The sequence below is a fragment of the Geodermatophilus sp. SYSU D00710 genome, assembly GCF_054050195.1.
On sequence record NZ_JBJGYX010000025.1, the window covers coordinates 1 to 25541 of the forward strand.

The following is a 25541-nucleotide window of genomic DNA, read 5'->3' on the forward strand; positions in this document are numbered from 1 at the left end:
CCCCCCCCCCCCCCCCCCCCCCCCCCCCCCCCCCCCCCCCCCCCCCCCCCCCCCCCCCCCCCCCCCCCCCCCCCCCGCCGCCCCCCCCCCCCCCCCCCCCCCCGCTTCGTGGTTCCTGGAGTCAGGACTCCTCGCGCCGCCCTGCGACGTCGGGGGCCATCTGGCCGATGATGCGCTGCAGGTCGTCGACCGAGCCGAACTCGACGACGATGCGTCCCTTGGCCCGGCCGATCTGGATCTTGACCTTGGTCTCGAACACGTCGGAGAGCCGGCCGGCGAGGTCCTCGACCCCGGGGGCGCTGATCCGGCGGGCGCGCCGGCGCGAGGCCGGCTGTTCGGCGGCGGCGAGCGCGACCGCCTCCTCCGTCGCCCGCACCGAGAGCCCCTCGGCCACGATCCGTGCGGCGAGCGCCTCCTGGGCCTCGGCGTCGTCGAGCCCCAGCAGCGCCCGGGCGTGGCCGGCGGAGATGACCCCGGCGGCGACCCGGGTCTGCACCCGCACCGGCAGCTTGAGCAGCCGGATCGTGTTGGTCACCTGCGAGCGGCTGCGACCGATGCGCTGCGCGAGCTCCTCGTGGGTGGCGCCGAACTCCTCCAGCAGCTGCTGGTAGGCCGCCGCCTCCTCCAGCGGGTTGAGCTGGACCCGGTGGATGTTCTCCAGCAGCGCGTCGCGCAGCAGGGCGTCGTCCTCGGTGTCGCGGACGATGGCCGGCACGGTCTCGAGGTCCGCGGCGCGGGCGGCCCGCAGCCGCCGCTCACCCATGATGAGCTCGTAGCCGCCCTCGGCCCGCTCGCGGACGACGATCGGCTGGAGCAGGCCGAACTCGCGCACCGAGTGGGTGAGCTCCTCGAGCGCCTCGTCGTCGAACACCTGGCGCGGCTGCCGCGGGTTGGGCACCACCTCGGTGACGGCCACCTCGCGCAGCTGTGCGCCGGGCACGCCGACGGCGGCCACACCGGACGACACGGCCTGCGCCGCGACGCTGGCGGCCGCCTGCGCAGCCGGCGGCAGCAGGGTGACCGGGGCGGGCGTCCCACGCGCCTCACCGGTCTCGGCCGTCTCGGGCGCGGCGGCCGGGCGGTCGGCCTCGGGCAGCGGCGGCTGCTCCACCGGCGGGGCGCTGGTGGGGATGAGCGCCGCCAGGCCCCGGCCCAGGCCGCCACGCTTGCTCATCGGGTCTCCTCGTCGACGGAGGTGGGAACGGGCACGACTGCGGCGTCGGACTCGGGGAAGGCACGCTGCAGCGGCCCGGACGGCGGGCCGGACTGCGGCCGGACCGCCGGCATCGGTGCGGTCGCCGGCGGCGGCGGGGGAGGTGGCGGCCCCATCGGCCGCGGATCGGACTCCGGCACCAGGTGGACGCCGCGCTCGGCGAGCTCGCGGGCGGCCTCGACGTAGCTGGTCGAGCCGCGCGAGCCCGGGTCGTAGGTGAGCACCGACTGGCCGTACCCCGGCGCCTCGGACACCCGCACGTTGCGCGGGATGACCGTCGTCAGCACCAGGTCCCCGAAGTGGCTGCGGACCTCCTCGGCGACCTGGTCGGCGAGCTTGGTCCGGGCGTCGTACATCGTCAGCAGGATGGTGCGGACGGCGATGCCCGGGTTGAGGTGGGCCCGCACCAGCTCGATGTTGTTGAGCAGCTGACCCAGGCCCTCCAGCGCGTAGTACTCGCACTGGATGGGGATGAGCACCTCGTCGCCGGCCACGAGCGCGTTGAGGGTGAGCAGACCCAGCGACGGCGGACAGTCGATGAGGACGTAGTGCGGCCGCTCCTCCTCGGGCAGCGCGCGGATGTAGCCCTCGATCGCCCGCCGCAGCCGGTACTCGCGGGCGACGACGGAGACCAGCTCGATCTCGGCGCCCGCCAGGTCGATCGTGGCCGGCACGCACCGCAGCAGGGAGCTCGCCGTCGTCGGGTGGACGACGTCGGCCAGGGAGCTGTCCCCGACGAGCGCGTCGTAGATCGACGGCGTGCCCACCGTGTGCTCGACGCCGAGCGCCGTGCTCGTGTTGCCCTGCGGGTCGAGGTCGATCACCAGCGCCCGCAGCCCGTACAGGGCGAGCGCGACGCCGAGGTTGACCGTCGAGGTGGTCTTCCCGACGCCGCCCTTCTGGTTGGCCACGGTGATGACGCGGATCCGGCCCGGCGCGGGGAAGGGCTCCTGGTCGGCGGCGTGCAGGACCCTGGTGGCCCGCAGTGCCTCCATGGCGATGGGACTGTCGAACTCCGCGGCGCCGGCCGCCGAGTCGGCCGCGAGGCTGCTGCGCAGCCGCTGGCCCGGGTCGGTCATCGCAGGTCCTCCCTGCCGCCCCGTTTCACGTGGAACGGGTCGGGTGTCGGTGCTGGTTCCACGTGGAACGGGTTGCCGTGGAACGCGGTGCGCCGGCTCCGCGGCCTCACCGCGGGCCACGCGTCATGACCACCACGGTAGTGGCAGCCTCGCCCAGCCCCGTGCCGACAGCCCGAGCGTGCACGTCCCGCATCCCCGCCGCGTGCAGCCGCGGGAGCATCCCCGGCAGCTCCGCCACCGCGCGGGCCCCGACGAGGGCCACCAGCCGGGCGCCGGGCCGCAACAGGCCGCGGCACCAGCCGACCAGGCGGGGGAGGGCGGCCACCGCCCGGGCGGTGACGACGTCGACGGGCCCCACCGCGGTGACCACCGAGCGCTCCTCGGCGCGGCCGCGGACCACCCGCCAGTCCGTCCCCAGCTCGGCGACGACCTCCTCCAGGAACTCCACGCGCCGGGCCATCGGCTCGACCAGCGTCAGCCGCAGGTCGGGCCGCGCCAGCGCCAGCGGGACGCCGGGCAGCCCGGCGCCGCTGCCGACGTCCACCACCCGGGCGTCGGGCGGCACGGCCTCGGCGACCGCAGCGCTGTTGAGGACGTGCCGCTCCCACAGCCGCGGCACCTCGCGGGGGCCGATCAGCCCGCGGGTGACGCCGTCGGAGGCCAGCCGCGCGACGTAGCGCTCGGCCTCGGGCAGCGCCGTTCCGAAGACGGCGGCCGCGACCTCCGGGGCGGGTGGGGCGGACGGGACGGGGGTGTCGCTCACCGCTCCGGCAGGACCACGACCCGCCGCTGCGGCTCCTCGCCCTCCGACTCGCTGCGGACGCCGGCGACCCCGGCGACGACGTCGTGGACGACCTTGCGCTCGAACGGGTTCATCGGCGCCAGGCGCTCGGGCTGCCCGCTCGCGGCGACCCGCTCGGCGGCGTCGGCGGCCATGGCCGTGAGGGCGGCCCGGCGGCGCGCGCGGTAGCCACCGATGTCGAGCATGAGCCGGCTGCGCACGCCGGTGGACTGGGCCACGGCGAGCCGGGTGAGCTCCTGCAGCGCCTCGAGCACCGCGCCGTCGCTGCCCACGAGGTCGTCGAGCTCGCCGCCGACGATGGCCACCGACGCCCGGTCGCCCTCCACGTCGAGGTCGATGTCGCCGTCGACGTCGAGGATGTCGAGCAGCCGCTCGAGGTAGTCACCGGCCACGTCGCCCTCGCGGACGAGCAGCTCGGTGCCGCCGGGGCGGGCGTGGGCGGGAGTCACCTCGTCGGCGGGCTCCAGCGAGGCGTCGACGCCGGTCTCGTCGGTGTCGGGCAGGTCGGTGGGTCCGTCCGGGGTGCCGGTCGCGGGGCTGAGGACGGCGCCGGCGGTGACCTCGGCGGTGGCGGACGTGGCGGCTGTGTCGGTGGATCGGTGCGGAACGCTCACGGAGGGACCTCCAGTCGGTGCGGGCAGCCGGGGCGGACCCGGGGGTCGGGGGGGCCGCGGCCGGCGTCGTCGCGGGACGGCGGCCGGCGGGCCGGCGGGGGCGTCCGGGGACGCAGGTCCTCCGGACGCGGGGCTCAGCGGCGCTTGCGCTTCCCGCCGGTGCCGGCGGGGCGGCCGTGCGGGGCCCGGGCGGCCGGGCGGGTGCCCTTGCCGCCGCCGGCGCGGCCGCCCTTGGGCGCGCCCGCGGAGCCCGCGGCGGTCGCACCGCCACCGGAGGGAGGCGGCGGAGAGCCGGTGGGGGTCTGCCCGCTCACGCCGTCACCGTTCGCCGCGCCGTCGGACGCAGGGGCGTCGGGCGCGGAGCCGTCGGGCACGGAGCCGTCGGGCACGGAGCCGTCGGCACCCTTGGTCAGGGCGACGCCGGGACCGGCCGGACGGCCGCCCTTGGTGGTGCGGACGGGCTTGGCGCCGGGCTTGGGGGCCAGCGTCTTCGGGTCGACGGCGGGCTTCTCGGCCGCGGCCTTGGCCTTGGCGGCCGGGGAGCCGGGCGGGGGCATCTTGCGCAGGATGAAGAACTGCTGGCCCAGCGTCCACAGGTTGTTGGTCATCCAGTACAGCAGGACGCCGATCGGGAAGAAGAAGCCTGTGACGAAGAGGCTGATCGGCATGCCGTAGAGCAGCAGCTTCTGCACCATCGCGGCCTGGCCCTCGACCGGGCCGGAACGCTTCATGATCTGCTTCTGCGTCACGTAGGTGGTGACGCACATGATGACCATGAGGATCAGCGCGACGGTGCGGATGCCGGCCTGGCTCACCCCGGGCAGCGCCAGGATGTCCTCGGCCTTCTGGCCGGACATGAAGAACGACGCCGAGATCGGCGCGCCGAACAGCTTGGCCGTGGCTGCCTGCTGGGTGAGCTCGTAGCTCCAGCTGTAGAGCCCCTCGGCACCCGGCCGCAGCCGGCGCAACACGTGGAAGAGCGCGAGGAAGACCGGGATCTGCGGCAGGATCGGCAGGCAGCCGGCCAGCGGGTTGACCCCGCGCTCCTTCTGCAGCTGCATCATCGCCTGGCTGAAGCCCTGGCGGTCGGCGCCGTACTGCTTGCGGAGCTTCTGGATCTCCGGCTGGATCTCCTGCATCGCCCGCTGGCTCTTGATCTGCTTGACGAACAGCGGGAACAGGATCAGGCGCACGGTGACGACGAGGAAGGCGATCGACAGCGCCCAGGTGATGCCCGAGGCGGGGTCGAGGAACGTCGAGAACACCGAGTGCCACGTCTTCATGACGAAGGCGATCGCGGTGTACAGCCAGTCAAGCAACGCCAGCCTCCTGCTGCGGGGACCGGCGGTCAGCCGGCGGGGTCTCGGGGGCGGGTCGACGGGCACCGTCGGCGGCGGCTCCCGAGGAGGGTGCCGCTGTCATCGACGTGCGGCCGTCGCCGCCGGTTCCAGGGGTCGTCCGCCCGGCACGCGGCGCCGGGACCGGGTCGAACCCACCAGGGTGCCAGGGTGCGCACTTCAGCAGCCGCCGCAGCGCGAGCCAGGACCCGCGGGCGGCGCCGTGCACGGCGACCGCCTCGGCGGCGTAGGCGCTGCAGGTGGGCGCGAAGCGGCACCGTGGGGGCAGGGCCGGGCTGATCGCCCGGGAGTAGAAGCCGATGGCCGCCAGCAGGGCCCGGGCGAGGGGACCGCGGCGCGCGGACGCCGGCGACGCGGCGCTCACGAGGACCGGCTCCGCTCGGCGAGCAGGCGGTCGAGGCCCGCGGCGAGGTCGCGGCGCAGCGTCGCCGAGGAGGCCGTGCCGGCCTCGGGCCGGGCCCGGACCACCAGGTCCGCGGTGGCGGGCAGCCGCGGCAGCTCCTCGCGGACGGCGGCGCGCAGCCGCCGGGTCACCCGGTGGCGGACCACGGAGTTGCCGACGGCCCGGCCGACGACGAAGCCCGCACGGGCGCCCGGTGCGCCGTCCCCGGACACGTCGAGACCCCCGGTCGGGGGGACCGGGGGTCGGACGGGGAGGTAGTGGAGCACCATGGTCGGCCGACCGGCACGCCGACCCGACCGGACGACCGCGGTGAACTCCGGACGCCGGCGCAGGCGGGCCTGCGCGGGCAGCACCTCAGGCGGAGAGCTTCTCGCGGCCCTTGCGGCGGCGGCCGGCGAGGATCGCGCGGCCCGCGCGGGTGCGCATCCGCAGCCGGAAGCCGTGGGTCTTGGCCCGGCGGCGGTTGTTCGGCTGGAAGGTGCGCTTGCTCACGGGGTACTCCTACGGCAGGACGTCGACGGTGCGGGCCGGCCGGGGGGCAGGCACGCGGGCGGGGCACGGACGATCGGCGCGAGCCGCGTGCCGGACCCCGGAGGCGGGTCTCCGCGCACCTGCCCGCTCCGACGGCGGGCACGGGTGCACGGACTCCGCCCATCATAACCAGGGGCGGGGCGGTCGCCGCGGCCCGGCGCCGGACCGTTCTCTCCCGACGGGTGGGCGGGGGTCCCGCCGGCGCCGACCCGCCAGGCTGCACCCCCCGGGGGGACGGATGGTGTCGGCACGCCGACCGCTAGGGGACGACACGCCGAACGACACGCGCACCGGGCGTCCCAGACGTCCCCGGACGTCGTTGCCGGGCTGTGGACGGGGCTGTTAGCGTCGCCGTCGCTCCGGTCCGGGTGACAGCCCGGCACGGGGGCCGACCACCCGGTCGACCTGACCGCCGTCCGCCTCGAGCCGTATCACGACCTCCCTCCCGACCAGCGACGACGCCGGGTCCGTCCCGCAGCAGCGGGTCGACAAGGCGTCCTGTCGCCAGTCGTGCACAGCCTGTGGACACTCGTGTGGAACCCGTGTGTCCGGATGTCCACAGCCGGACGCCGGACCCCGGACACCGGGACGTCGGTCACGGGCACGAGACAGCTTGGGGAGGACACGGTCATGGCCGATGCCACGGTGGACCTGGCGGAGGTCTGGGACTCGGTCCGCGAACGGCTGGCGACCAGCCTGACCCGGCAGCAGAACGCGATGCTCAACCTCACCCGGCCGGTGGGCCTGGTGGGCGGGACCGCGGTGCTCGCCGCCCCCAACGAGTTCACCCAGACCGTGCTCGAGTCGCGCATGCGCCGGGTGCTGGCCGAGGCGCTGTCCGAGCAGCTCGGCCGCGACATCGGCGTCGCCATCCAGCTCGAGGACAGCCCGGCCGGTGCCGCGGCGCCCGAGCCGGAGGCCCCCGTCCGCCGGCCCTGGACGCCGCCGGCCGACGAACCCACCGACGAGGACCGCGAGCGGGCCGACGACGGCCGCAGCGCCTTCGGGGTCCGCAGCGACGCCCGCCCGCTGGAGCGGTCCGCCTTCGAGGCGGCCGACGGCGGGCGCGGCCCCGCGGACGAGAGCCGCTACGGCGGCGATCCCCGTCCCGGTGCCGGCTACGGCGGTGACCCCTACGGCGGCCGCTACGAGCCGGTCCGCACCGACGGCCGGACTCCGGCCGAGGCGCCGTACGAGACCTACCCGCCGGCCGGCGGGCCGGGCGCCGGGGAGCCGGTCGGCGAGGCCGCGGAGGAGTGGGGCGGCACCGACTGGAGCCCGGCGGTCCGCTCGCGCGGCACCGGCCGCCGCCGCGGCGTGCGCCCCGGCGAGGGCGCCGAGGTGCTGCCGTTCGACCTCGGCGACGACGGCGCCGACCAGGCACCCGACCCGGTCGCGGACCGCGCCGACGCGGCCCCGCGGCGCACGGGGAGCCGCACCGGCGGCGCGGTGCCGCTGTTCGGGGACCGCCGTCCGCCGGCCGGCCTGGACCCGGGGCTCAACCCCAAGTACGTCTTCGACAGCTTCGTCATCGGCAACAGCAACCGCTTCGCCCACGCCGCGGCCGTCGCCGTCGCCGAGGCCCCGGCGCGCGCCTACAACCCGCTGTTCGTCTACGGCGACTCCGGGCTGGGCAAGACGCACCTGCTGCACGCCATCGGGCACTACGCGGCGCGGATGTTCCCCAACGTGCGGGTGCGCTACGTCAGCACCGAGGAGTTCACCAACGAGTTCATCAACCTGGTGCACTCCGGACGGGCCGAGGACTTCCGCCGGCGCTACCGGGACATCGACTTCCTGCTCATCGACGACATCCAGTTCCTGGAGCGCGCCGAGCGGACGCAGGAGGAGTTCTTCCACACCTTCAACACGCTGCACAACGCCAGCAAGCAGATCGTCATCACCTCCGACCGGGCGCCGAAGAAGCTGACGACGCTGGAGGACCGGCTGCGGACGCGGTTCGAGTGGGGGCTGATCACCGACGTCCAGGCGCCGGACCTGGAGACCCGCATCGCGATCCTGCGGAAGAAGGCCTACGGCGAGCGGCTGCAGGTGCCCGACCCGGTGCTGGAGTTCATCGCGAGCAAGGTGCAGACCAACATCCGCGAGCTCGAGGGCGCGCTGATCCGGGTGACCGCCTTCGCCAGCCTGAACAAGCAGCAGGTCGACCTGCCGCTGGCCGAGTTGGTGCTCAAGGACCTGATCAGCGACGAGCAGGGCCCGCAGATCACCGCGGCGATCATCATGGCGGCGACCGCGGAGTACTTCTCCGTGACGATGGAGGAGCTGCAGGGCTCCAACCGCAGCCGCACGCTGGTCAACGCCCGCCAGATCGCGATGTACCTGTGCCGCGAGCTGACCGAGCTGTCGCTGCCGCGGATCGGCGCATCCTTCGGCGGCAAGGACCACACCACGGTCATGCACGCCGTCAAGAAGATCACCAACCTGATGAGCGAGCGGCGCGCGACGTACACGCAGGTCACCGAGCTGACCGCGCGCATCAAGAGCCGCGCCCGCCAGTAGCGCCTGCCGGCAGCGCCGTCCCCGTCCCCGTCCCGCGCCGGTGGACGGCCGCGACCGGCTGTCCACAGCCGGGGACCGGCCCGGGATGGCCGTCCTGCCCCGTGCGGCCGCGGTTCCGCGGGCGGTCGACGGCCTGCGCGGTGTCGACTCGTCGAGGAGTTGTCCCCAGGGATGTGCACACCCTGGGGAGATCGTGATCGTGACGTGACCGGCGGTGCAGGTCGGCCGGCCCGACCGCGCGCCGTCCCCAGGTCACTCCCCAGCGTGTGCATCCCGGTGTCCTCCGCGCGCTGACCTGCACGTTCGTCCCAGCGGCGCGCCGTCGTCCCCGGCTCCGGACGGGACCGACGGACGGCCGGCGGCGGGCCCCGACGGGGACTGGGCACGGACTGGGGACATCCCGGGGGAGGACCGGGGACAGCGCGTGGACGGCGGGGGGTCGCTGTGCACGGCCGTCGAGATGTCCACGTGTCGACAACAACGAGACGCCGGTTCCCCACAGCGGGCCAACATGTCGACTCGGGCGCTGACCTGCAGGAAGGGCCCCGATCCCCAGCTTCCACACCGGTGATGACGGAGATGAGGGATTGATCTCGAGGAGTTCTCGAACCCCAGTAGGGCTGGGGACGCTCCGGTCCGGGGCCCTGGGAGGCAACAGCGAGGAGCAGGGAGAGGAGCGACCTGGAGGGACGGGAGTGGACACCTGATCGGGTCCCGGGTTCCCCCACCCACGCCCCGACGGGCACGATGAACTCCGCAACAGGCGAGAGAGCACCGCCCCCGGTCCTGCACGGACACCGGGGACCACGGGTGCGCAGACGACAGCAGTGGACCGTGCAGAGCTGGGGTGGGTCGGTCATGGAGTTCCGGGTGACACGCGAGGTGCTCGCCGATGCCGTCGCGTGGACGGCGCGCAGCCTCCCGCCGCGCCCGTCGGTGCCGGTGCTGGCCGGCATCCTGCTCGAGGTCGACGGCAGCCAGCTGTCGGTGTCCGGCTTCGACTACGAGGTCTCCGCGCGCGCGGAGGTCGACGTGCAGGCCGCCGAGAGCGGGCGGGTCCTGGTCCCCGGCCGGCTGCTGGCCGAGATCACCCGCGCGCTGCCGCCGCACCCGGTCGACATCCGCGCCGAGGGACCCCGGCTGTCGATCACCTGCGGCAACGCCCGGTTCAGCCTGCCGACCCTGCCGGTGGAGGACTACCCGTCGCTGCCGGCGATGCCGTCGTCGGCCGGTGTGGTCGACAGCGACGTCTTCGCCGAGGCGGTCGGCCAGGTCGCCGTCGCCGCCGGGCGCGACGACACCCTGCCCATGCTCACCGGCGTGCGCCTGGAGATCGAGGACGACCGGGTCACGCTCGCCGCCACCGACCGCTACCGGCTGGCCGTGCGCGAGTTCGCCTGGCGCCCGGAGACCCCGGGACTCTCCGCCGCGGTGTTGGTGCCGGCGCGCACGCTGGCCGACGCCGCCCGCACGCTGACCAGCGGCCCCGAGATCACCGTCTCGCTGTCCTCCGGGGGCTCCGGCGAGGGGATCCTGGGCCTGTCGGGCAAGGACCGGCAGACCACCACCCGGCTGCTCGACGCCGAGTTCGTCAAGTACCGGGCGATCATGCCCTCCGAGTCCAGCGCCAACGCGACACTGCCGGTCGTGCAGTTCACCGACGCCGCCAAGCGCGTGGCGCTGGTCGCCGAGCGGGGCACGCCGCTGCGCTGCGAGTTCACCCCCGGCCAGGTCACCCTGCGCGCCGGCGGCAGCGACGACGAGGGCCAGGCCGAGGAGCGCTGCGACGTCGAGTTCGACGGCGACCCGCTGACCATCGGCTTCAACCCGACGTTCCTGCTCGACGGGCTGGCCGCGGTGCACACCGGACGCGCGCGGATGGACTTCACCAGCCCGCTCAAGCCGGCCGTGCTCTCCGGCGTCGAGGAGCCGGCCGCCGACGACGGCGACGGCGCCCGGCCGGCCGAGCGGCCCGGGAGCTACCGCTACCTGATCATGCCGGTGCGCCTCCCGGGCTGACGGAGGACCCTCCTGCCCCCCACCGCCGGCACGCTCGCGGCGGGGCCCTGCAGGAGGGCCGCCCGCCGGGCACGATGAGCACCGATCGACACCGCGACGAGAGGACGAGGACGTGCAGCTGGGGCTGATCGGGCTGGGCAAGATGGGCGGCAACATGCGCGAGCGGCTGCGTCGCGCCGGTCACGAGGTGGTCGGCTTCGACCACCACCCCGAGCGGCGCGACGTCGGCAGCCTCGAGGAGCTGGTCGGCGCGCTCCCGGCGCCGCGGGTGGTCTGGGTGATGGTGCCCGCCGGGGAGCCGACGCGGGCCACGGTCAAGGAGCTGGCCGGACTGCTCGAGCCCGGTGACGTGATCGTGGACGGCGGGAACTCGAAGTACACCGACGACCAGGTGCACGACGTCATGTGCCGCGAGAAGGGCATCGGGTACGTCGACGCCGGGGTCTCCGGCGGGGTGTGGGGCCTGGAGAACGGCTACGCGCTGATGGTCGGCGGCACGAAGGAGGACGTCGCCAAGGTCCAGCCGGTGTTCGACGCGCTCAAGCCGCCGTCGCCGACCGACGAGACCGGCCAGGAGCTCCCCGGCGCGGGCTTCGTGCACGCCGGCCCGGTGGGTGCCGGGCACTTCAGCAAGATGGTGCACAACGGCATCGAGTACGCGCTCATGCAGGCCTACGGCGAGGGCTACGAGCTGCTGGCCGCCGTCGACCTGATCGAGGACGTGCCCGGCGTCGTCAAGTCCTGGACCCAGGGCACGGTCATCCGCTCCTGGCTGCTGGACCTGCTCGTGCGTGCCCTCGATGAGGACCCGTCCCTGGACCGGATCCGCGGCTACGCGGAGGACTCCGGCGAGGGCCGCTGGACGGTCGAGCAGGCCATCGAGAACGCCGTCCCGATGCCGACGATCGCCGCGTCGCTGTTCGCCCGGTTCGTCTCCCGCCAGGAGGACTCGCCGACCATGAAGGCCGTCGCCGCGCTGCGCCAGCAGTTCGGCGGGCACGCCGTCCACGCGGTGCAGGCGCAGGAGGTCGAACGGCCCGCGTGAGCGCGCGCTCCGGACTCCAGGACTGCCTTCATCGCGGTGGAGGCACCTCGCCCGGCTCGGGCTGAGGTGTACGTCCGGCACCTCCAGCTGGTCGAGTTCCGCAGCTGGGAGAAGGTCGACCTGGCGCTGCGGCCCGGTCCGACCGTGGTCGTCGGCCGCAACGGCGAGGGCAAGACCAACCTCGTCGAGGCGGTCGGCTACCTCGCGACGCTGGGCAGCCACCGGGTGTCCGGCGACGCGCCGCTGGTCCGCCACGGCGCGGGCCAGGCGGTGGTCCGGGCGGCGCTGCGCCGCGAGGACCGCGAGCTGCTGGTGGAGGTCGAGATCAACCCGGGCCGGGCGAACCGGGTCCGGGTCAACCGCTCCCCGCTGCCACGGCCGCGGGAGCTGCTCGGCCTGGTGAAGAGCGTGCTGTTCGCCCCGGAGGACCTCGCGCTGGTCCGCGGCGACCCGGCCGAGCGGCGTCGCTTCCTCGACGACCTGCTGGTCAGCCGCACGCCGCGGCTGGCCGGGGTGCGCAGCGACTACGACCGGGTGCTCCGGCAGCGCAACGCCCTGCTCAAGACCGCGCGGCTGGCCCGCGGCGAGGCGCTGGCCACCCTCGACGTCTGGGACACCCACCTGGTCGAGCTCGGCGGGCAGCTGCTGGCCGCCCGGCTGGGGCTGGTGGCCGACCTGGCTCCGCACGTGGCCCGGTCCTACGCCACCGTCGCCGGGCCCGGTGCCGCCGCCGCGGGGCTGGGGTACGCCAGCACCGTGCCGCTGGCCGGGGACGGCGCCGCGCTGCCTCCGGACGCGCCGGTGCCGCGGGCGGCCGAGCTGTCGGCGGCGCTGCGCGAGCGGGTCGCCGAGCGCCGCCGCGAGGAGGTCGACCGCGGCATGACGCTGGTCGGCCCGCACCGCGACGACCTCGTGCTGCACCTGGGGCCGGCCCCGGCCAAGGGCTTCGCCAGCCACGGGGAGTCGTGGTCGCTGGCGCTGGCCCTCAGGCTCGGCTGCTTCGCGCTGCTGCGCGCCGACGGCGAGGAGCCGGTGCTGGTCCTCGACGACGTCTTCGCCACCCTCGACGCCGGGCGGCGCGCGGCGCTGGCCGAGGTCGCCCGCTCCGCCGAGCAGACCCTCATCACCGCCGCCGTCCTCGACGACGTGCCCGAGGAGCTGCGCGGCGCCCGGGTGGAGGTCGGCGAGGGGACGGCCATCCTGGTCGCCGACGAGGAGGGGACCCCGTGAGCGACGAGCGGCCCGCGCGGCCCAGCGACATCGCCCGCGCCGCGCTGGAGGCCGCCCGCGCGGCGTCGGCGGCGCGGCCGGCGCCCACCCGCCGCCGGGTGGCCGGCCCGCGGCGCAGCTGGACCGGCCCGCGTCCCGGCGACGACGACCCGCAGCCGCTGGCCCGGCTGGTCGACTCGCTGGTCAGCGCGCAGGACTGGACCGAGCACACCCGGGTGGGTGCGGTGTTCGGGCGCTGGTCGGCGCTGGTCGGCCCGGACATCGCGGCGCACTGCCGGCCGGAGACGCTGACCGAGGGCGAGCTGCTCGTCGTCGCGGAGTCCACCGCGTGGGCCACCCAGCTGCGGCTGCTGGCCCCCACCATCCTGGCCCGGCTGCGCGCCTCGGTCGGCGGGGACGTGGTGACCCGGTTGCGCGTTGTCGGACCGACGGCCCCGAGCTGGAAGAAGGGTCCGCGGTCGGTCCGCGGGCGGGGGCCCCGCGACACGTACGGATGAGGGACGCCGGGCGCCGGCGTCCCGGGAGGACGGTGCAGCGATGAGCAGCCCGCGCGACGACGACCCCCGCGGCGACGACCCCCGAGCCGGTGGGCCCGGGCCCGACGGCTCTGGGCCCGACGGCTCTGGGTCCGACGGCTCTGGACCCGACGGCGACCGGCGGCCCGGCGACGGCGGCTGGCAGGAGCCGGCCCACCTCGGCGACACCGAGCGGGCTGCCGACCGCGACGCCGACCGCGGGGGCGAGCGGGACGCCCAGCGGGACCGGGAGCCGGCCGGCGCCGCCCCGGGCGCCATCACCTGGGCTCCGCCGGCCCGGCGCCCGCGCACCCCCGGCGTCGTCGAGCAGGTGTTCCGCTACCAGGGCGACCCCGTCGGCGCGCAGGGCTGGGCGCTGCAGCACGGCTGGGAGATCTCCGACGGCACCGCCCCGCAGGACGCCGTCCTCGCCGAGCTGGTGGCCACCGCTCCCGTGCGGGCGACGAGGGAGCACCGCCCGGCGGGCGTGATGCGCGGCCGCGCCGGCAGCCTGGAGCTGGTCGCGTTCGACGTCGTCTTCGTCGACAAGCGGAGCGTGCTGCCGGAGTACGCGGTCACCGCGGCGCCGGTGCTGCTGCCGCTGCCGCCGCTGCGGCTCGCGCCGGCCCGCTTCTGGCGGCACCGCACCGGCGGCCTGCTGCACCTGCCCAGCGGCGACCCCGCGTTCGACGCCCGCTGGGTGCTCCTCGCCGCGGAGGACGCGCCCGGGGTGCGGCGGCTGGTCGAGGACGCGACGGTGCGCGGCCTGCTCCTGGGCAGCGACGACGGCGACGAGTTCTGGACCGCGGCCGGTCACCTCGCCGCGGTGCGCCCCGACGGCCAGCGCCCCGAGCTGATCGAGCACCACGCCCGGCTGCTGGGCGCGATGGTGGCCGCGCTCGCCGGCGTCCTCTGACGCCTCGATGACCACTGCCGGGACCACCCCCGGAGCCACCGCCGAGCAGGCGCCGGCCGCCGGCCTGCGCGAGCTGCTGCCGCTGGTGCGACCGCACCGCCGGCCACTGCTGGTGGCCGCCGGGCTGTCGCTGGTGGGTGCGGCGGCCGCACTCGCGCAGCCGGCGCTGACCGGGCGGGTGATCGCCGCGGTCGGCGCCGGTGACCCGCTGCTGCCCGCCGTCGCCCTGCTCCTGCTGGTCCTCGTCGCCGGGGCGGTGCTCGACGCGGTGCAGTCCTACCTGCTGCAGCGCACCGGGGAGGGCGTGGTCCTCTCCACCCGCCGGACGGTCGCCGACCGGCTGCTGCGGCTGCCGGTCGCCGAGTACGACCGGCGTCGCACCGGCGACCTGATGTCCCGCGTCGGCGCGGACACCACCCTGCTGCGGGCCACGGTGACCTCCGGTGTGGTCGAGGTGGCCGGCTCCGCGGTGGTCGCCGTCGGGGCGCTCGTGGCGATGGCGCTGGTCGACGTGTGGCTGCTGCTGGTCACCGTCACCGCCGTCGCGGTCGGCATGACCGTGGTGGTGCTCAGCAGCCGGCGGGTGCGGAGGCTCTCCCGCCGCGCGCAGGACGAGGTCGGCGCGATGACGGCGGCCGTCGAGCGGGCGCTGTCGGCGGTGCGCACCATCCGGGCCAGCGGCGCCACCGCGCGCGAGGTCGACGCCGTCGGGACCAGCGCGGAGCGCGCCTACAGCGCCGGGGTGTCGGTGGCCCGGGTGCAGGCGCTCGTGGCGCCGGCCGGGTCGATCGCCGTCCAGGGCGCGTTCCTCGCCGTCCTGGGGCTGGGCGGTTACCGGGTGGCCACCGGCTCGATCGCCGTCGCCGACCTGGTCGCGTTCATCCTCTACCTGTTCCTGCTGGTCATGCCGCTGGGCCAGGCGGTGTCGGCGTGGACGCAGCTCCAGACCGGGCTGGGCGCGCTGGCCCGCATCCAGGAGGTCCTCGTCCTCGAGCCCGAGCGCGACGACACCCCCGAGGTCGGCGGCGCCACGACGGCGCCCCGGGTGCCGGCGCCGGGCGTGCCGCTGCTCGAGCTCGACGACGTCTCCTTCGCCTACCCGGACGGGACCGCGGTCCTCGACGGGGTCTCGCTCACCGTGCCGGCCGGCAGCCGGGTGGCGCTGGTCGGGCCCTCGGGTGCGGGCAAGTCGACGGTGCTGGCGCTGGTGGAGGGCTTCTACCCGCTGACCGGCGGCACGATCCGGTGGGCCGGCACCGACGTCCGCCGGCTGCCGCGGTCCGCGCTGCGCGCCCAGCTGGGCTACGTCGAGCAGGAGGCGCCGGTGCTGGCCGGCACGGTGCGGGAGAACCTGCTGCTGGCCGCGCCGTCCGCCGCCGACGACGAGCTGTGGGCGGTGCTCGCCGACGTCGGCCTCACCGGCGTCGTGCAGCGCTCACCGCGCGGGCTCGACGTCCCGGTCGGTGACGAGGGCGTGCTGCTCTCCGGCGGCGAGCGGCAGCGGCTGGCCATCGCCCGGTCGCTGCTGTCCCGTCCCGCACTGCTGCTGCTCGACGAGCCCACCGCCAGCCTCGACGCCCGCAACGAGGGGCTGCTGCGCGAGACGCTGGCCGCCGCGGCCGCCGACCGGGCGCTGCTGGTGGTCGCCCACCGCCTGTCGACCGTGCTCGACAGCGACCAGATCGTGGTGCTCGACGCCGGCCGCGTGGTCGCGCGCGGCACGCACGCGGAGCTGCTCGGGACCAGCCCGCTCTACCGCGAGCTCGCCTCCGCCCAGCTGCTGGTGTGAGCGCCGCCGTGGGGAGCGCGGCGGGGGCCGGCGACGCCCGCCCCCCGGCCCGCGGTGCCCGACCTCGCCCTGCAGCGTGAGGTCGGGCACCGCGGGGCGAGGGCCGCCGCGGGCGGTGAGGTCCACCGCCGTGGCGCCCGGCGGCCGACCAGGTGCACCGCTATGCGGCCTGCCCGGCCCGCATGTCCCCGGTCTCGTCGAGGGCCTCGGCGGCGCGGGTGATGTTGCGGACCATGCTGCCGAAGACGATGCCGTGGAACGGCGAGATGCTCCACCAGTAGAGGTGGCCCAGCAGGCCGTGCGGGTGGAACGTCGCCCTCTGCCGCAGCCGGGTGCGCCCGTCCCCGCCCTGTTCCACGTGGAACTCCAGCCAGGCCAGGCCCGGCAGCCGCATCTCCGCGCGCAGCCGCAGCAGCCGGCCCTCCTCGCGCTCCTCGACCCGCCACCAGTCCAGGGCGTCGCCGACGTGGAGGTCGCGCGGGTGCCGCCGGCCGCGGCGCAGGCCGACGCCGCCGACCGCCCGGTCCAGCCAGCCGCGCACCTCCCAGGCCAGCGGGAGGCTGTACCAGCCGGTCTCCCCGCCGATCCCCTCGACCACCCGCCACAGCGCCTCGGGCGCGGCGTCGGTCTCCCGGGTCCGTTCGTCGAGATAGAGGCTGCCGCCGGCCCAGTCCGGGTCGCTGGGCAGCGGGTCCGACGGCGCGCCGGGCACCGAGGCCCCGGTCCACCGCGTGACGACGTCGTGGTCCCGGACCCGCTGCACGGCCAGCCGCACCGCGTCGTCGAAGCCGAGCAGGCCCTCCGGCGGGTCGGACACGTACCGCGCGATGTCGTGTTCGGAGCAGACGACGGTGTTGCGCAGCGACTCGACCAGCGGCCGGGCGATCGAGGCGGGCACGGGCGTGACGACGCCGACCCAGTGGCTCGACAGCGACGGCGTGAAGACCGGGACCGGCAGGATCCGCCGCCGGGTCAGGCCGGTCACCTCGGCGTAGCGCTGCATCATCTGCGCGTAGTCCATGACGTCGGGGCCGCCGATGTCGAAGCAGCGGTGCACGTCGGGCGGCAGCGTGGCGCAGCCGACCAGGTAGCGCAGCACGTCGCGGATGGCGATCGGCTGGATGCGGCTGTGCACCCACCGTGGGGTGACCATCACCGGCAGCCGCTCGGTGAGGTAGCGCAGCATCTCGAACGACGCCGACCCCGACCCCAGGACCACCGCCGCGCGCAGCACGACCGTCGGCACGCCCGAGTCGAGGAGCACGCGGGCCACCTCGGCGCGCGAGCGCAGGTGCGGGGAGAGCTCCTCGTCCGCCGGCTCCAGGCCGCCGAGGTAGACCAGCCGGCCGACGCCGGCCCCGCGCACGGCGCGGGCCATCACCTCGGCGGTCCGCCGGTCCCGCTCCTCGAACTCGCGACCCGCCGCGAGGGAGTGGACGAGGTAGTAGACGACGTCGACGCCGGCGCACGCCCGGGCCACCGCCTCCTCGTCGGTGGCGTCCCCCTGGGCGACCTCGACGTCCCCGGTCCAGGGCCGGTCGCGCACCTTGGCCGGCGAGCGGGCGAGCACCCGGACGCGGTGGCCGGCGGCGAGCAGCTCGGGCACGAGGCGGCCGCCGACGTAGCCGGTGGCACCGGTGACCAGACAGGTGAGCGCGCGGTCGGCGGACTCCATGTCGACGAGTCTGCGAGCGGTGGGCGACCGGTGCCCGGCGGCCGGACCGGTTCCGGCCCGTGAGCGCTCCTGGGCGGGCGTGTCGGGCGCGGGGGCAGGACCGGTGGTGCGATCGGCACCGCGAGTGGCGCAGACGCGTCGTCAGGGCGTGCACGACGCCGTTCTCGTCGGTGGACCCGGTAACATGGACGGCAGGAATCCCCAGCATCCGGCTGAGTGGCGCTGTGCGCCCTCGGGACCCTCCCCGCGCGGGCCGTGCCCGCGTGCCGGCTGCGCGACAGAAGGGCCCCACGTGGTCGCTCGGACCCAGACCGACACCAGCTACTCCGGCAGCTCCATCACCGTCCTCGAGGGGCTCGAGGCGGTCCGCAAGCGGCCCGGCATGTACATCGGCTCCACCGGCGAGCGCGGCCTGCACCACATGGTGTGGGAGGTCGTCGACAACTCCGTCGACGAGGCGCTGGCCGGCTACTGCGACACCGTCCGCGTCACCCTGCTCGCCGACGGCGGTGTCCGGGTCGAGGACAACGGCCGCGGCATCCCGGTCGACCTGCACCCCCGCGAGAAGCGGCCGACCGTCGAGGTCGTCATGACCGTGCTGCACGCCGGCGGCAAGTTCGACGGCAAGAGCTACGCCGTCTCCGGCGGTCTGCACGGCGTCGGCGTCACCGTCGTCAACGCGCTGTCCACCGCGCTCGAGGTGCGCATCTGGCGGGACGGCAAGGAGTGGCACCAGTCCTACGCCATGGCCAAGCCCGGCCCGCTGGAGGAGGTCGGCCCCACCACCAAGCGCGGCACCCAGATCACCTTCTGGGCCGACGGCGGCATCTTCGAGACGACGACCTACTCGTTCGACACCATCAGCCGCCGGCTGCAGGAGATGGCCTTCCTCAACAAGGGCCTGACCATCGTCCTGCGCGACGAGCGCCCCGGGCACGGCAAGGCCGACACCGGGCTGGGCGACGAGAAGTCGGTCGCCCTGGAGGCCACCGCGCCGGGCGCCGAGGACGCCGCCTTCGAGCCCACCGAGATCACCTACCGCTACGACGGCGGCCTCGAGGACTACGTCCGCCACATCAACGCGAAGAAGACCCCGATCCACCGCTCGATCCTCGGCTTCGGTGACGAGGGCGTCGGCAAGAACGACATGCGGATGAGCGTCGAGGTCGCGATGCAGTGGTCCGACGCCTACTCCGAGTCGGTCTACTCCTTCGCCAACACGATCAACACGCACGAGGGCGGCACCCACGAGGAGGGCTTCCGCACCGCGCTGACCTCGATCGTCAACCGCTACGCCGTCGAGAAGAAGCTGCTCAAGGAGAAGGACGAGAAGCTCACCGGCGAGGACATCCGCGAGGGCCTGGCGGCGATCGTCTCGGTCAAGATCGGCGACCCGCAGTTCGAGGGCCAGACGAAGACCAAGCTCGGCAACACCGAGGTCAAGGGCTTCGTGCAGCGCATCTGCAACGAGCAGATCGCGCACTGGTTCGAGGCCAACCCGGCCGAGGCCAAGACCATCATCACCAAGGCCGCCTCGGCCGCCCGGGCCCGGCGGGCCGCGCAGGACGCCCGCAAGCTCGCCCGCAAGAACCTGCTGAGCAACAACTCGCTGCCGGGCAAGCTGGCCGACTGCCGGTCGACCGACCCGCGCAACTCCGAGGTCTACATCGTCGAGGGCGACTCGGCCGGCGGCTCGGCCAAGTCCGGCCGCGACTCGATGTTCCAGGCGATCCTGCCCATCCGCGGCAAGATCATCAACGTCGAGAAGGCGCGCATCGACCGGGTGCTCAAGAACACCGAGGTCCAGTCGATGATCACCGCCTTCGGCACCGGCATCCACGACGAGTTCGACCTGTCGAAGCTGCGGTACCACAAGATCGTGCTGATGGCCGACGCCGACGTCGACGGCCAGCACATCCGCACGCTGCTGCTCACCCTGCTGTTCCGCTTCATGCGGCCGCTGGTCGAGGCCGGCCACGTGTACCTCGCCCAGCCGCCGCTGTACAAGATCAAGTGGGGCGGCAAGTGGGGCGACCAGTACGCCTACTCCGACCGGGAGCGCGACGCGCTGCTGGCGGCCGGCAAGCAGGAGGGCCGCAAGGTCCGCGACGAGATGATCCAGCGGTTCAAGGGGCTCGGTGAGATGAACGCCAGCGAGCTCTGGGACACCACGATGAACCCGGAGTCCCGCCTGCTCCTGCAGGTCACCCTCGACGACGCCGCCACCGCCGACGAGCTGTTCAGCATCCTCATGGGCGAGGACGTCGAGGCCCGCCGCAGCTTCATCACCCGCAACGCCAAGGACGTCCGCTTCCTCGACGTGTGAGGAAGGACCCCCTTGCCCCCCACCGCTCGCGAGCTCGCGGCGGGGCCCTGCAAGGGGGCCGGACGTCCCACCTCTGTGCGATCCACCGGAGAGATCTGACCAGTGACCGAGACACCCGCCCGCGACCGCGTCGAGCCGGTCGACCTCCAGCAGGAGATGCAGCGCAGCTACATCGACTACGCGATGAGCGTGATCGTCGGCCGCGCCCTGCCGGAGGTCCGCGACGGCCTCAAGCCGGTGCACCGCCGCGTGCTGTTCGCGATGTACGACCAGGGCTTCCGCCCCGACCGCGGCTACGTCAAGTGCGCCCGCCCGGTCGCGGAGGTCATGGGCAACTACCACCCGCACGGCGACTCGGCGATCTACGACGCCCTCGTGCGGCTGGCCCAGCCGTGGTCGATGCGCTACCCGCTCATCGACGGCCAGGGCAACTTCGGCTCGCCGGGCAACGACCCGCCGGCCGCCATGCGCTACACCGAGTGCCGGCTCACGCCGCTGGCCATGGAGATGCTGGCCGGCATCGACGAGGAGACCGTCGACTTCCAGGCCAACTACGACGGCCGCACCCAGGAGCCGCTGGTCCTGCCGGCGCGCGTGCCGAACCTGCTGATCAACGGGTCGGCCGGCATCGCGGTCGGCATGGCCACCAACATGCCGCCGCACAACCTGCGCGAGGTGGCCGAGGCGGTGTACTGGGTGCTCGAGCACCCCGACGCCGAGCCCGAGGAAGCGCTCACCGCGTGCATGGAGCGGGTCAAGGGCCCCGACTTCCCCACCTACGGCCTCATCGTCGGCCGCGAGGGCATCGAGGACGCCTACCGCACCGGCCGCGGCTCGGTGAAGATGCGCGCCGTCGTCACCGTCGAGGAGGACGCGCGGGGCCGCGTGCAGCTCGTCGTCACCGAGCTGCCCTACCAGGTCAACCCGGACAACCTGGCCGAGTCGATCGCCGAGGCGGTCAAGGACGGCCGGCTGCAGGGCATCAGCGAGATCGCCGACGAGTCCAGCGACCGCGTCGGCCGGCGGTTGGTCATCACCCTGCGCCGCGACGCCGTGGCCAAGGTCGTGCTGAACAACCTCTACAAGCACACCCAGCTGCAGACGTCGTTCGGCTGCAACATGCTCTCGATCGTCGACGGCGTCCCGCGGACGCTGCGGCTCGACGAGCTGGTGCGCAACTGGGTGCTCCACCAGATCGAGGTCATCCAGCGGCGCACCCGCTACCGGCTGCGCAAGGCCGAGGAGCGCGCGCACATCCTGCGCGGCTACGCCAAGGCCCTCGACCAGCTCGACGCGGTCATCGCGCTCATCCGCAACAGCCCCTCGGCCGACTCCGCCCGCACCGGCCTCATGGAGCTGCTCGAGGTCGACGAGGTCCAGGCGACGGCGATCCTCGACCTGCAGCTGCGCCGGCTGGCCGCCCTCGAGCGACAGCGGATCATGGACGAGCTCGCCGAGATCGAGGCCCGCATCGCCGACCTGCAGGCGATCCTCGACTCCCCGGATCGGCAGCGGCAGATCGTCCGCGACGAGCTGGCCGAGATCGTCGACAAGTACGGCGACGACCGGCGCACCCAGTTCGTCGCCAACGAGGGCGACGTCTCGGTCGAGGACCTCATCGCCGAGGAGGAGGTCGTCGTCACCATCACCCGCACCGGCTACGCCAAGCGGACCAAGAGCGACCTCTACCGGTCGCAGCGCCGCGGCGGGAAGGGCGTGATGGGGGCGGCCCTCAAGCAGGACGACCTGGTCGACCACTTCTTCGTGGGCTCCACCCACGACTGGATCCTGTTCTTCACCAACAAGGGCCGGGTCTACCGGGCCAAGGCCTACGAGCTGCCCGAGGCCAACCGCACCGCCCGCGGCGCGCACGTGGCCAACATCCTGGCGTTCCAGCCCGACGAGCGGATCGCCCAGGTCATGCAGATCAAGGACTACTCCGTCGCGCCGTACCTGGTCCTGGCCACGGCCAACGGGCAGGTCAAGAAGACCCGGCTGTCGGACTTCGACAGCCCGCGCAGCGGCGGTGTCATCGCGATCAACCTGCGCGAGGGCGACGAGCTGGTCGGGGCCGCGCTCATCGACCCCGACCTGGACCTGCTGCTGGTCACCCGGGCCGCGATGTCGATCCGGTTCAAGGCCGACGACGCGACCCTGCGGCCGATGGGCCGGGCCACCGAGGGCGTCCGCGGGATCTCGCTGTCCCCCGGGGACCGGCTGCTGTCGATGATCGTGGTCGAGGAGGGCGTCGACGTCCTCGTCGCCACCGAGCGCGGCTTCGCCAAGCGGACCGGCATCGAGAACTACCCGCCGCAGGGCCGCGGCGGGAAGGGCGTGCTCACCGCCGACCCGAAGGCCCGCAAGGGTGCCCTGGTCGGGGCCCTGTCGGTGCGGCTCGGCGACGAGCTCTACGCCATCACGTCCGGCGGCGGCGTGATCCGGACGCCGGTCAACGGCGTGCGCCACAACAAGGATCGCGCGACCATGGGCGTCAAGCTCATGAACTTGCCCGAGGACGTGACGATCGTGGCGATCGCCCGGACGACGGACAACGACGAGCCCGCCGCCTAGGGTGAGACCGGGAGCACGGTGGGGCGTGACGGCAGGTCACGCCCCACCCCCGGCTCCCACTGACGGACACGACCGGCGCCCGGGCGCCTCCGGCACCGCGCCGGGGCACCCGGACGCGAGAGCGCGGCGAGGGCCGCAGGCGAACGGGAGAACGGCATGAGCGACCGGCCGCAGGCGGTGCGCACCGGGGTCCGCCCGGAAGGCGCAGCCGGAGCGGACGGAGCCCCGGCGACGGGTTCGGCGCCCGTCACCGGTCAGACCCCCGGTCCGTCCGGAGCCTCGCCCGCGGGCGCGAGCGCGGCCGGCGGGGGCGCGTCCCTGACCAAGCCGGTCACCGGCGGGCTGGCCGCGCAGCAGGCCCCGCCGCAGCCGCCGTCCGCTGCTCCGCAGCACGTCGCGCAGCAGCACCAGCGGCCGGCCGACGCGACGATGCCGCCGCCGTCGGGTGTCACGCAGGTGGCACCGCCGGCCACGGCTGCCCCGCGGCCCCCGCAGCAGGCGCCCGCCCCGCAGGCCGGGCCGCAGCAGGCGCCGCCCCAGCAGGCGGGTCAGCAGGCCGGCCGGCCCGCCGCCAAGGGCCGTGGCAACCGCGGTCCGCGCCGGGCCCGGCTGCAACTGCGGCACATCGACACGTGGTCGGCGCTGAAGATCTCGCTGGTTCTGTCGATCGCGCTGTTCTTCATCTGGATGGTCGCGGTCGGGATCCTCTACGGCGTCCTGTCCGGCCTGGGCGTCTTCGACACCCTCAACGACCTGTTCGGCCAGCTCGGCACGTCCTCGGGCGGAGACGGCGGCGGCGACGTCATCACCCCGGGCATCGTCTTCGGCGGCGCGGCGGTCATCGGCGCCATCAACATCGTGCTCATGACGGCGCTGGCCACGATCGCGGCGTTCATCTACAACCTCTGCGCCGACCTCGTGGGCGGTCTCGAGGTCACCCTCGCCGAGCGGGACTGAGCGGCTGGGGCCCCGCCCGCCGGGGCCCCGGACCGGCCTTGTAAGCTGGTCGAGGTCCACGGGCCTGTAGCTCAGGCGGTTAGAGCGCATCCCTGATAAGGATGAGGCCGGAGGTTCAAGTCCTCCCAGGCCCACCCGTGAACCGGTGCCCACGGCACCGCGGCAACGCGGCCCCGTCCGTGGCCGCGGTCGTCCCCAGGAGGTACCGAGTGCTCAAGCAGCTGGCCCTGGTCGCCGCGGCGGCCGGCGCCGTCGCCGCCCTCCGTCGCCGCTCCGCCGGCACCGGCAAGGCCGAGGCCGACCTCTGGCACGAGGCCACGAGCGGCCCGGACGCCGTCAGCCGCCCCACCACCCGCTGACCCGCGGCCCCGTTCCGGGGCCACTCCGGGCAGCACCCCCGGGGACGTAGCTCAATTGGCAGAGCACCGCCTTTGCAAGGCGGGGGTTAGGGGTTCGATTCCCCTCGTCTCCACTCCTCCGACGCGCTCCTGACCTGGCCCGGCCCGCCCGGCTGCGCGGATGGGAGAGTGGGGGCGTGACCGAATCGACCTCGCCCGCCCGTCGCGCGGTGCTGCACACCAACCACGGCGACATCACCGTCGACCTGTTCCCCGACCACGCGCCCAAGACGGTCGCGAACTTCGCGGACCTGGCCGAGGGCCGCCGTGAGTGGACGCACCCGGCCACCCGCGCGAAGACCACCGACCCGCTGTACGACGGGACGATCTTCCACCGCGTCATCAGCGGGTTCATGATCCAGGGCGGGGACCCGCTCGGTCAGGGCTTCGGCGGCCCCGGCTACCAGTTCGGCGACGAGTTCCACCCCGAGCTCGCCTTCGACCGCCCGTACCTGCTGGCCATGGCCAACGCGGGGCCCGGCACCAACGGCTCGCAGTTCTTCATCACCGTCGGCCCCACGCCGCACCTCAACCGCAAGCACACGATCTTCGGCGAGGTGGCCGACCAGGCCAGCCGTGAGGTCGTCGACCGCATCGCCACCGTGCGCACCGGCCGCAACGACAAGCCGGTGGAGGACGTCGTCATCCGGTCGGTCGAGGTGCAGCGCAGCTGACCAGCTCCCCACCCGACGAGGGCACCGGCGGCGCCGCACCGCCGCCGGTGCCCCCGCCGGCCACCTGCTACCGGCACCCCGACCGGCCCACCGGCATCCGCTGCACCCGCTGCGACCGGCCCATCTGCCCGGAGTGCATGACGCCGGCGTCGGTCGGCTTCCAGTGCCCCGACGACGTCCGCGAGGGCAACGCGGGGGTGCGCCGGCCGCGGCCGGTCTCGAGGTGGAGCGCCGCGCGCCGGCGCTTCGGCCCCGTCACGGCCACGCTCGTGGCGGTCAACCTCGTCGTCTTCGTCGTCACCGCCGTCTCGGCGGTCTCGGTCGGTGAGAGCCCGCTGGACAACTTCCGCTCGCCGGTCTTCGCCGACTTCTCGCTCGTCCCCGTGCTCGTCGACGTCTACGGCCAGGACTGGCGGCTCATCACCGGGGCGTTCCTGCACATCGGGATCACCCACCTGCTGCTCAACATGCTCAGCCTGCTGCTCTTCGGCCCCGAGATCGAGGCGCGGCTGGGCTGGTGGCGCTACCTGTCGGTCTACCTCCTCTCCGCGCTCGGCGGCGCCGTGGCCATCGAGCTGTTCGGCGACCCCGCCCGGCCCGTCGCCGGCGCCTCGGCGGCGATCTACGGCCTCCTCGGCGCCCTGGGCGTGCTGATGGTCGCCGCCCGCCAGGACCTGCGCGGCCTGCTGACCCTGCTGGCCATCAACGTCGTCATCAGCTTCCTGCCCAACGTGTCCCTGCTGGGGCACCTCGGCGGCCTGGTCGCGGGCCTGGTCGCCACCACGCTGCTCGTGCTCACCCGGCGCCGCGTCGCGCTGCAGGCCGCCGCGCTGGCCGCCCTCGCGGTCGTGCTGGTCGTCCTCGTCCTCGTGGTGCCCGTGCCGGTGACCGTCCTGGGCTGAC

22 protein-coding genes and 2 tRNA genes are annotated in these 25541 nt (G+C 74.7%); 15 read left to right on the top strand and 9 right to left on the bottom strand.

The genetic code is table 11. The annotated features are described in order from the left end of the window. Positions 1–121: 121 nt before the first annotated feature. The 8 genes from ACI78U_RS13100 to rpmH form a co-directional block, all read right to left on the bottom strand. Entirely contained in the window at positions 122–1174 is a 1053-nt protein-coding gene (locus tag ACI78U_RS13100; protein WP_456875759.1) for a ParB/RepB/Spo0J family partition protein, read from the bottom strand. Next, positions 1171–2292, bottom strand: a complete 1122-nt coding sequence (locus ACI78U_RS13105) for a ParA family protein (RefSeq protein WP_456875760.1) — start codon at positions 2290–2292, stop codon at positions 1171–1173. The genes ACI78U_RS13100 and ACI78U_RS13105 overlap by 4 nt, the downstream gene beginning before the upstream one ends. 106 nt (positions 2293–2398) lie before the next feature. Next, complete coding sequence (rsmG, locus tag ACI78U_RS13110) at positions 2399–3055, bottom strand: 16S rRNA (guanine(527)-N(7))-methyltransferase RsmG (protein WP_456875761.1); 657 nt, start codon at positions 3053–3055, stop codon at positions 2399–2401. Beyond that, positions 3052–3708, bottom strand: a complete 657-nt coding sequence (locus tag ACI78U_RS13115) for a Jag family protein (protein WP_456875762.1) — start codon at positions 3706–3708, stop codon at positions 3052–3054. Before ACI78U_RS13115 ends, rsmG begins: the two co-directional genes overlap by 4 nt. Positions 3709–3842: 134 nt before the next feature. Continuing rightward, positions 3843–5027: a membrane protein insertase YidC gene (gene yidC / locus ACI78U_RS13120; protein ID WP_456875763.1), complete on the bottom strand. Its 1185-nt coding sequence runs from the start codon at positions 5025–5027 to the stop codon at positions 3843–3845. Beyond that, a complete protein-coding gene (yidD, locus tag ACI78U_RS13125; protein WP_456875764.1) occupies positions 5020–5430 on the bottom strand; it encodes a membrane protein insertion efficiency factor YidD in 411 nt (136 codons plus the stop codon). The genes yidC and yidD overlap by 8 nt, the downstream gene beginning before the upstream one ends. Next, positions 5427–5822, bottom strand: coding sequence for a ribonuclease P protein component (gene rnpA / locus ACI78U_RS13130; protein WP_456875765.1), 396 nt, complete (start codon positions 5820–5822; stop codon positions 5427–5429). Before rnpA ends, yidD begins: the two co-directional genes overlap by 4 nt. 1 nt (position 5823) lies before the next feature. Further along, the gene (rpmH, locus tag ACI78U_RS13135) at positions 5824–5961 is read right to left on the bottom strand and encodes a 50S ribosomal protein L34 (protein ID WP_456875766.1); all 138 of its coding nucleotides are present in this window, start codon (positions 5959–5961) and stop codon (positions 5824–5826) included. Between the two features lie 669 nt (positions 5962–6630). On the opposite strand from rpmH, the gene dnaA reads away from it, so the two are divergent. The 7 genes from dnaA to ACI78U_RS13170 all read left to right on the top strand — a co-directional run bounded on the left by dnaA (position 6631) and on the right by ACI78U_RS13170 (position 16037). Then, entirely contained in the window at positions 6631–8523 is a 1893-nt protein-coding gene (gene dnaA / locus ACI78U_RS13140) for a chromosomal replication initiator protein DnaA (RefSeq protein ID WP_456875767.1), read from the top strand. An 810-nt stretch (positions 8524–9333) separates the two neighbouring features. Further along, positions 9334–10542 carry a DNA polymerase III subunit beta gene (gene dnaN / locus ACI78U_RS13145; protein WP_456875768.1) on the top strand — a complete coding sequence of 403 codons (1209 nt, stop codon included), beginning with the start codon at positions 9334–9336 and terminating at the stop codon, positions 10540–10542. 112 nt (positions 10543–10654) lie between these two features. After that, the gene (gene gnd / locus ACI78U_RS13150; RefSeq protein ID WP_456875769.1) at positions 10655–11587 is read left to right on the top strand and encodes a phosphogluconate dehydrogenase (NAD(+)-dependent, decarboxylating); all 933 of its coding nucleotides are present in this window, start codon (positions 10655–10657) and stop codon (positions 11585–11587) included. A 66-nt stretch (positions 11588–11653) separates the two neighbouring features. Further along, on the top strand, positions 11654–12817 hold the full coding sequence (gene recF / locus ACI78U_RS13155; protein WP_456875770.1) for a DNA replication/repair protein RecF: 1164 nt from the start codon (positions 11654–11656) through the stop codon (positions 12815–12817). Continuing rightward, positions 12814–13314 carry a DUF721 domain-containing protein gene (locus tag ACI78U_RS13160; RefSeq protein ID WP_456875771.1) on the top strand — a complete coding sequence of 167 codons (501 nt, stop codon included), beginning with the start codon at positions 12814–12816 and terminating at the stop codon, positions 13312–13314. The genes recF and ACI78U_RS13160 overlap by 4 nt, the downstream gene beginning before the upstream one ends. A gap of 40 nt (positions 13315–13354) precedes the next feature. Next, positions 13355–14248: a hypothetical protein gene (locus ACI78U_RS13165; protein ID WP_456875772.1), complete on the top strand. Its 894-nt coding sequence runs from the start codon at positions 13355–13357 to the stop codon at positions 14246–14248. 7 nt (positions 14249–14255) lie between these two features. Next, positions 14256–16037, top strand: coding sequence for an ABC transporter ATP-binding protein (locus ACI78U_RS13170; RefSeq protein ID WP_456875773.1), 1782 nt, complete (start codon positions 14256–14258; stop codon positions 16035–16037). Between the two features lie 160 nt (positions 16038–16197). On the opposite strand, the gene ACI78U_RS13175 is transcribed toward ACI78U_RS13170, so the two are convergent. Next, positions 16198–17712: an SDR family oxidoreductase gene (locus tag ACI78U_RS13175; RefSeq protein WP_456875774.1), complete on the bottom strand. Its 1515-nt coding sequence runs from the start codon at positions 17710–17712 to the stop codon at positions 16198–16200. Positions 17713–18004: 292 nt separating this feature from the next. On the opposite strand from ACI78U_RS13175, the gene gyrB reads away from it, so the two are divergent. The 8 genes from gyrB (at position 18005) to ACI78U_RS13215 (ending at position 25540) form a co-directional block, all read left to right on the top strand. Next, positions 18005–20038: a DNA topoisomerase (ATP-hydrolyzing) subunit B gene (gyrB, locus tag ACI78U_RS13180; RefSeq protein ID WP_456875775.1), complete on the top strand. Its 2034-nt coding sequence runs from the start codon at positions 18005–18007 to the stop codon at positions 20036–20038. A 102-nt stretch (positions 20039–20140) separates the two neighbouring features. Continuing rightward, positions 20141–22609 carry a DNA gyrase subunit A gene (gyrA, locus tag ACI78U_RS13185; RefSeq protein ID WP_456875776.1) on the top strand — a complete coding sequence of 823 codons (2469 nt, stop codon included), beginning with the start codon at positions 20141–20143 and terminating at the stop codon, positions 22607–22609. 156 nt (positions 22610–22765) lie between these two features. After that, positions 22766–23566 carry a DUF3566 domain-containing protein gene (locus ACI78U_RS13190; RefSeq protein WP_456875777.1) on the top strand — a complete coding sequence of 267 codons (801 nt, stop codon included), beginning with the start codon at positions 22766–22768 and terminating at the stop codon, positions 23564–23566. Between the two features lie 60 nt (positions 23567–23626). Further along, positions 23627–23700, top strand: a tRNA-Ile gene (locus tag ACI78U_RS13195). Positions 23701–23775: 75 nt separating this feature from the next. Further along, positions 23776–23925, top strand: coding sequence for a DLW-39 family protein (locus ACI78U_RS13200; protein WP_456875778.1), 150 nt, complete (start codon positions 23776–23778; stop codon positions 23923–23925). 40 nt (positions 23926–23965) lie between these two features. Continuing rightward, positions 23966–24038, top strand: a tRNA-Ala gene (locus ACI78U_RS13205). A gap of 63 nt (positions 24039–24101) precedes the next feature. Further along, positions 24102–24638: a peptidylprolyl isomerase gene (locus ACI78U_RS13210; RefSeq protein ID WP_456875779.1), complete on the top strand. Its 537-nt coding sequence runs from the start codon at positions 24102–24104 to the stop codon at positions 24636–24638. Between the two features lie 47 nt (positions 24639–24685). After that, positions 24686–25540: a rhomboid family intramembrane serine protease gene (locus ACI78U_RS13215; RefSeq protein WP_456875780.1), complete on the top strand. Its 855-nt coding sequence runs from the start codon at positions 24686–24688 to the stop codon at positions 25538–25540. Position 25541 lies beyond the last annotated feature (1 nt).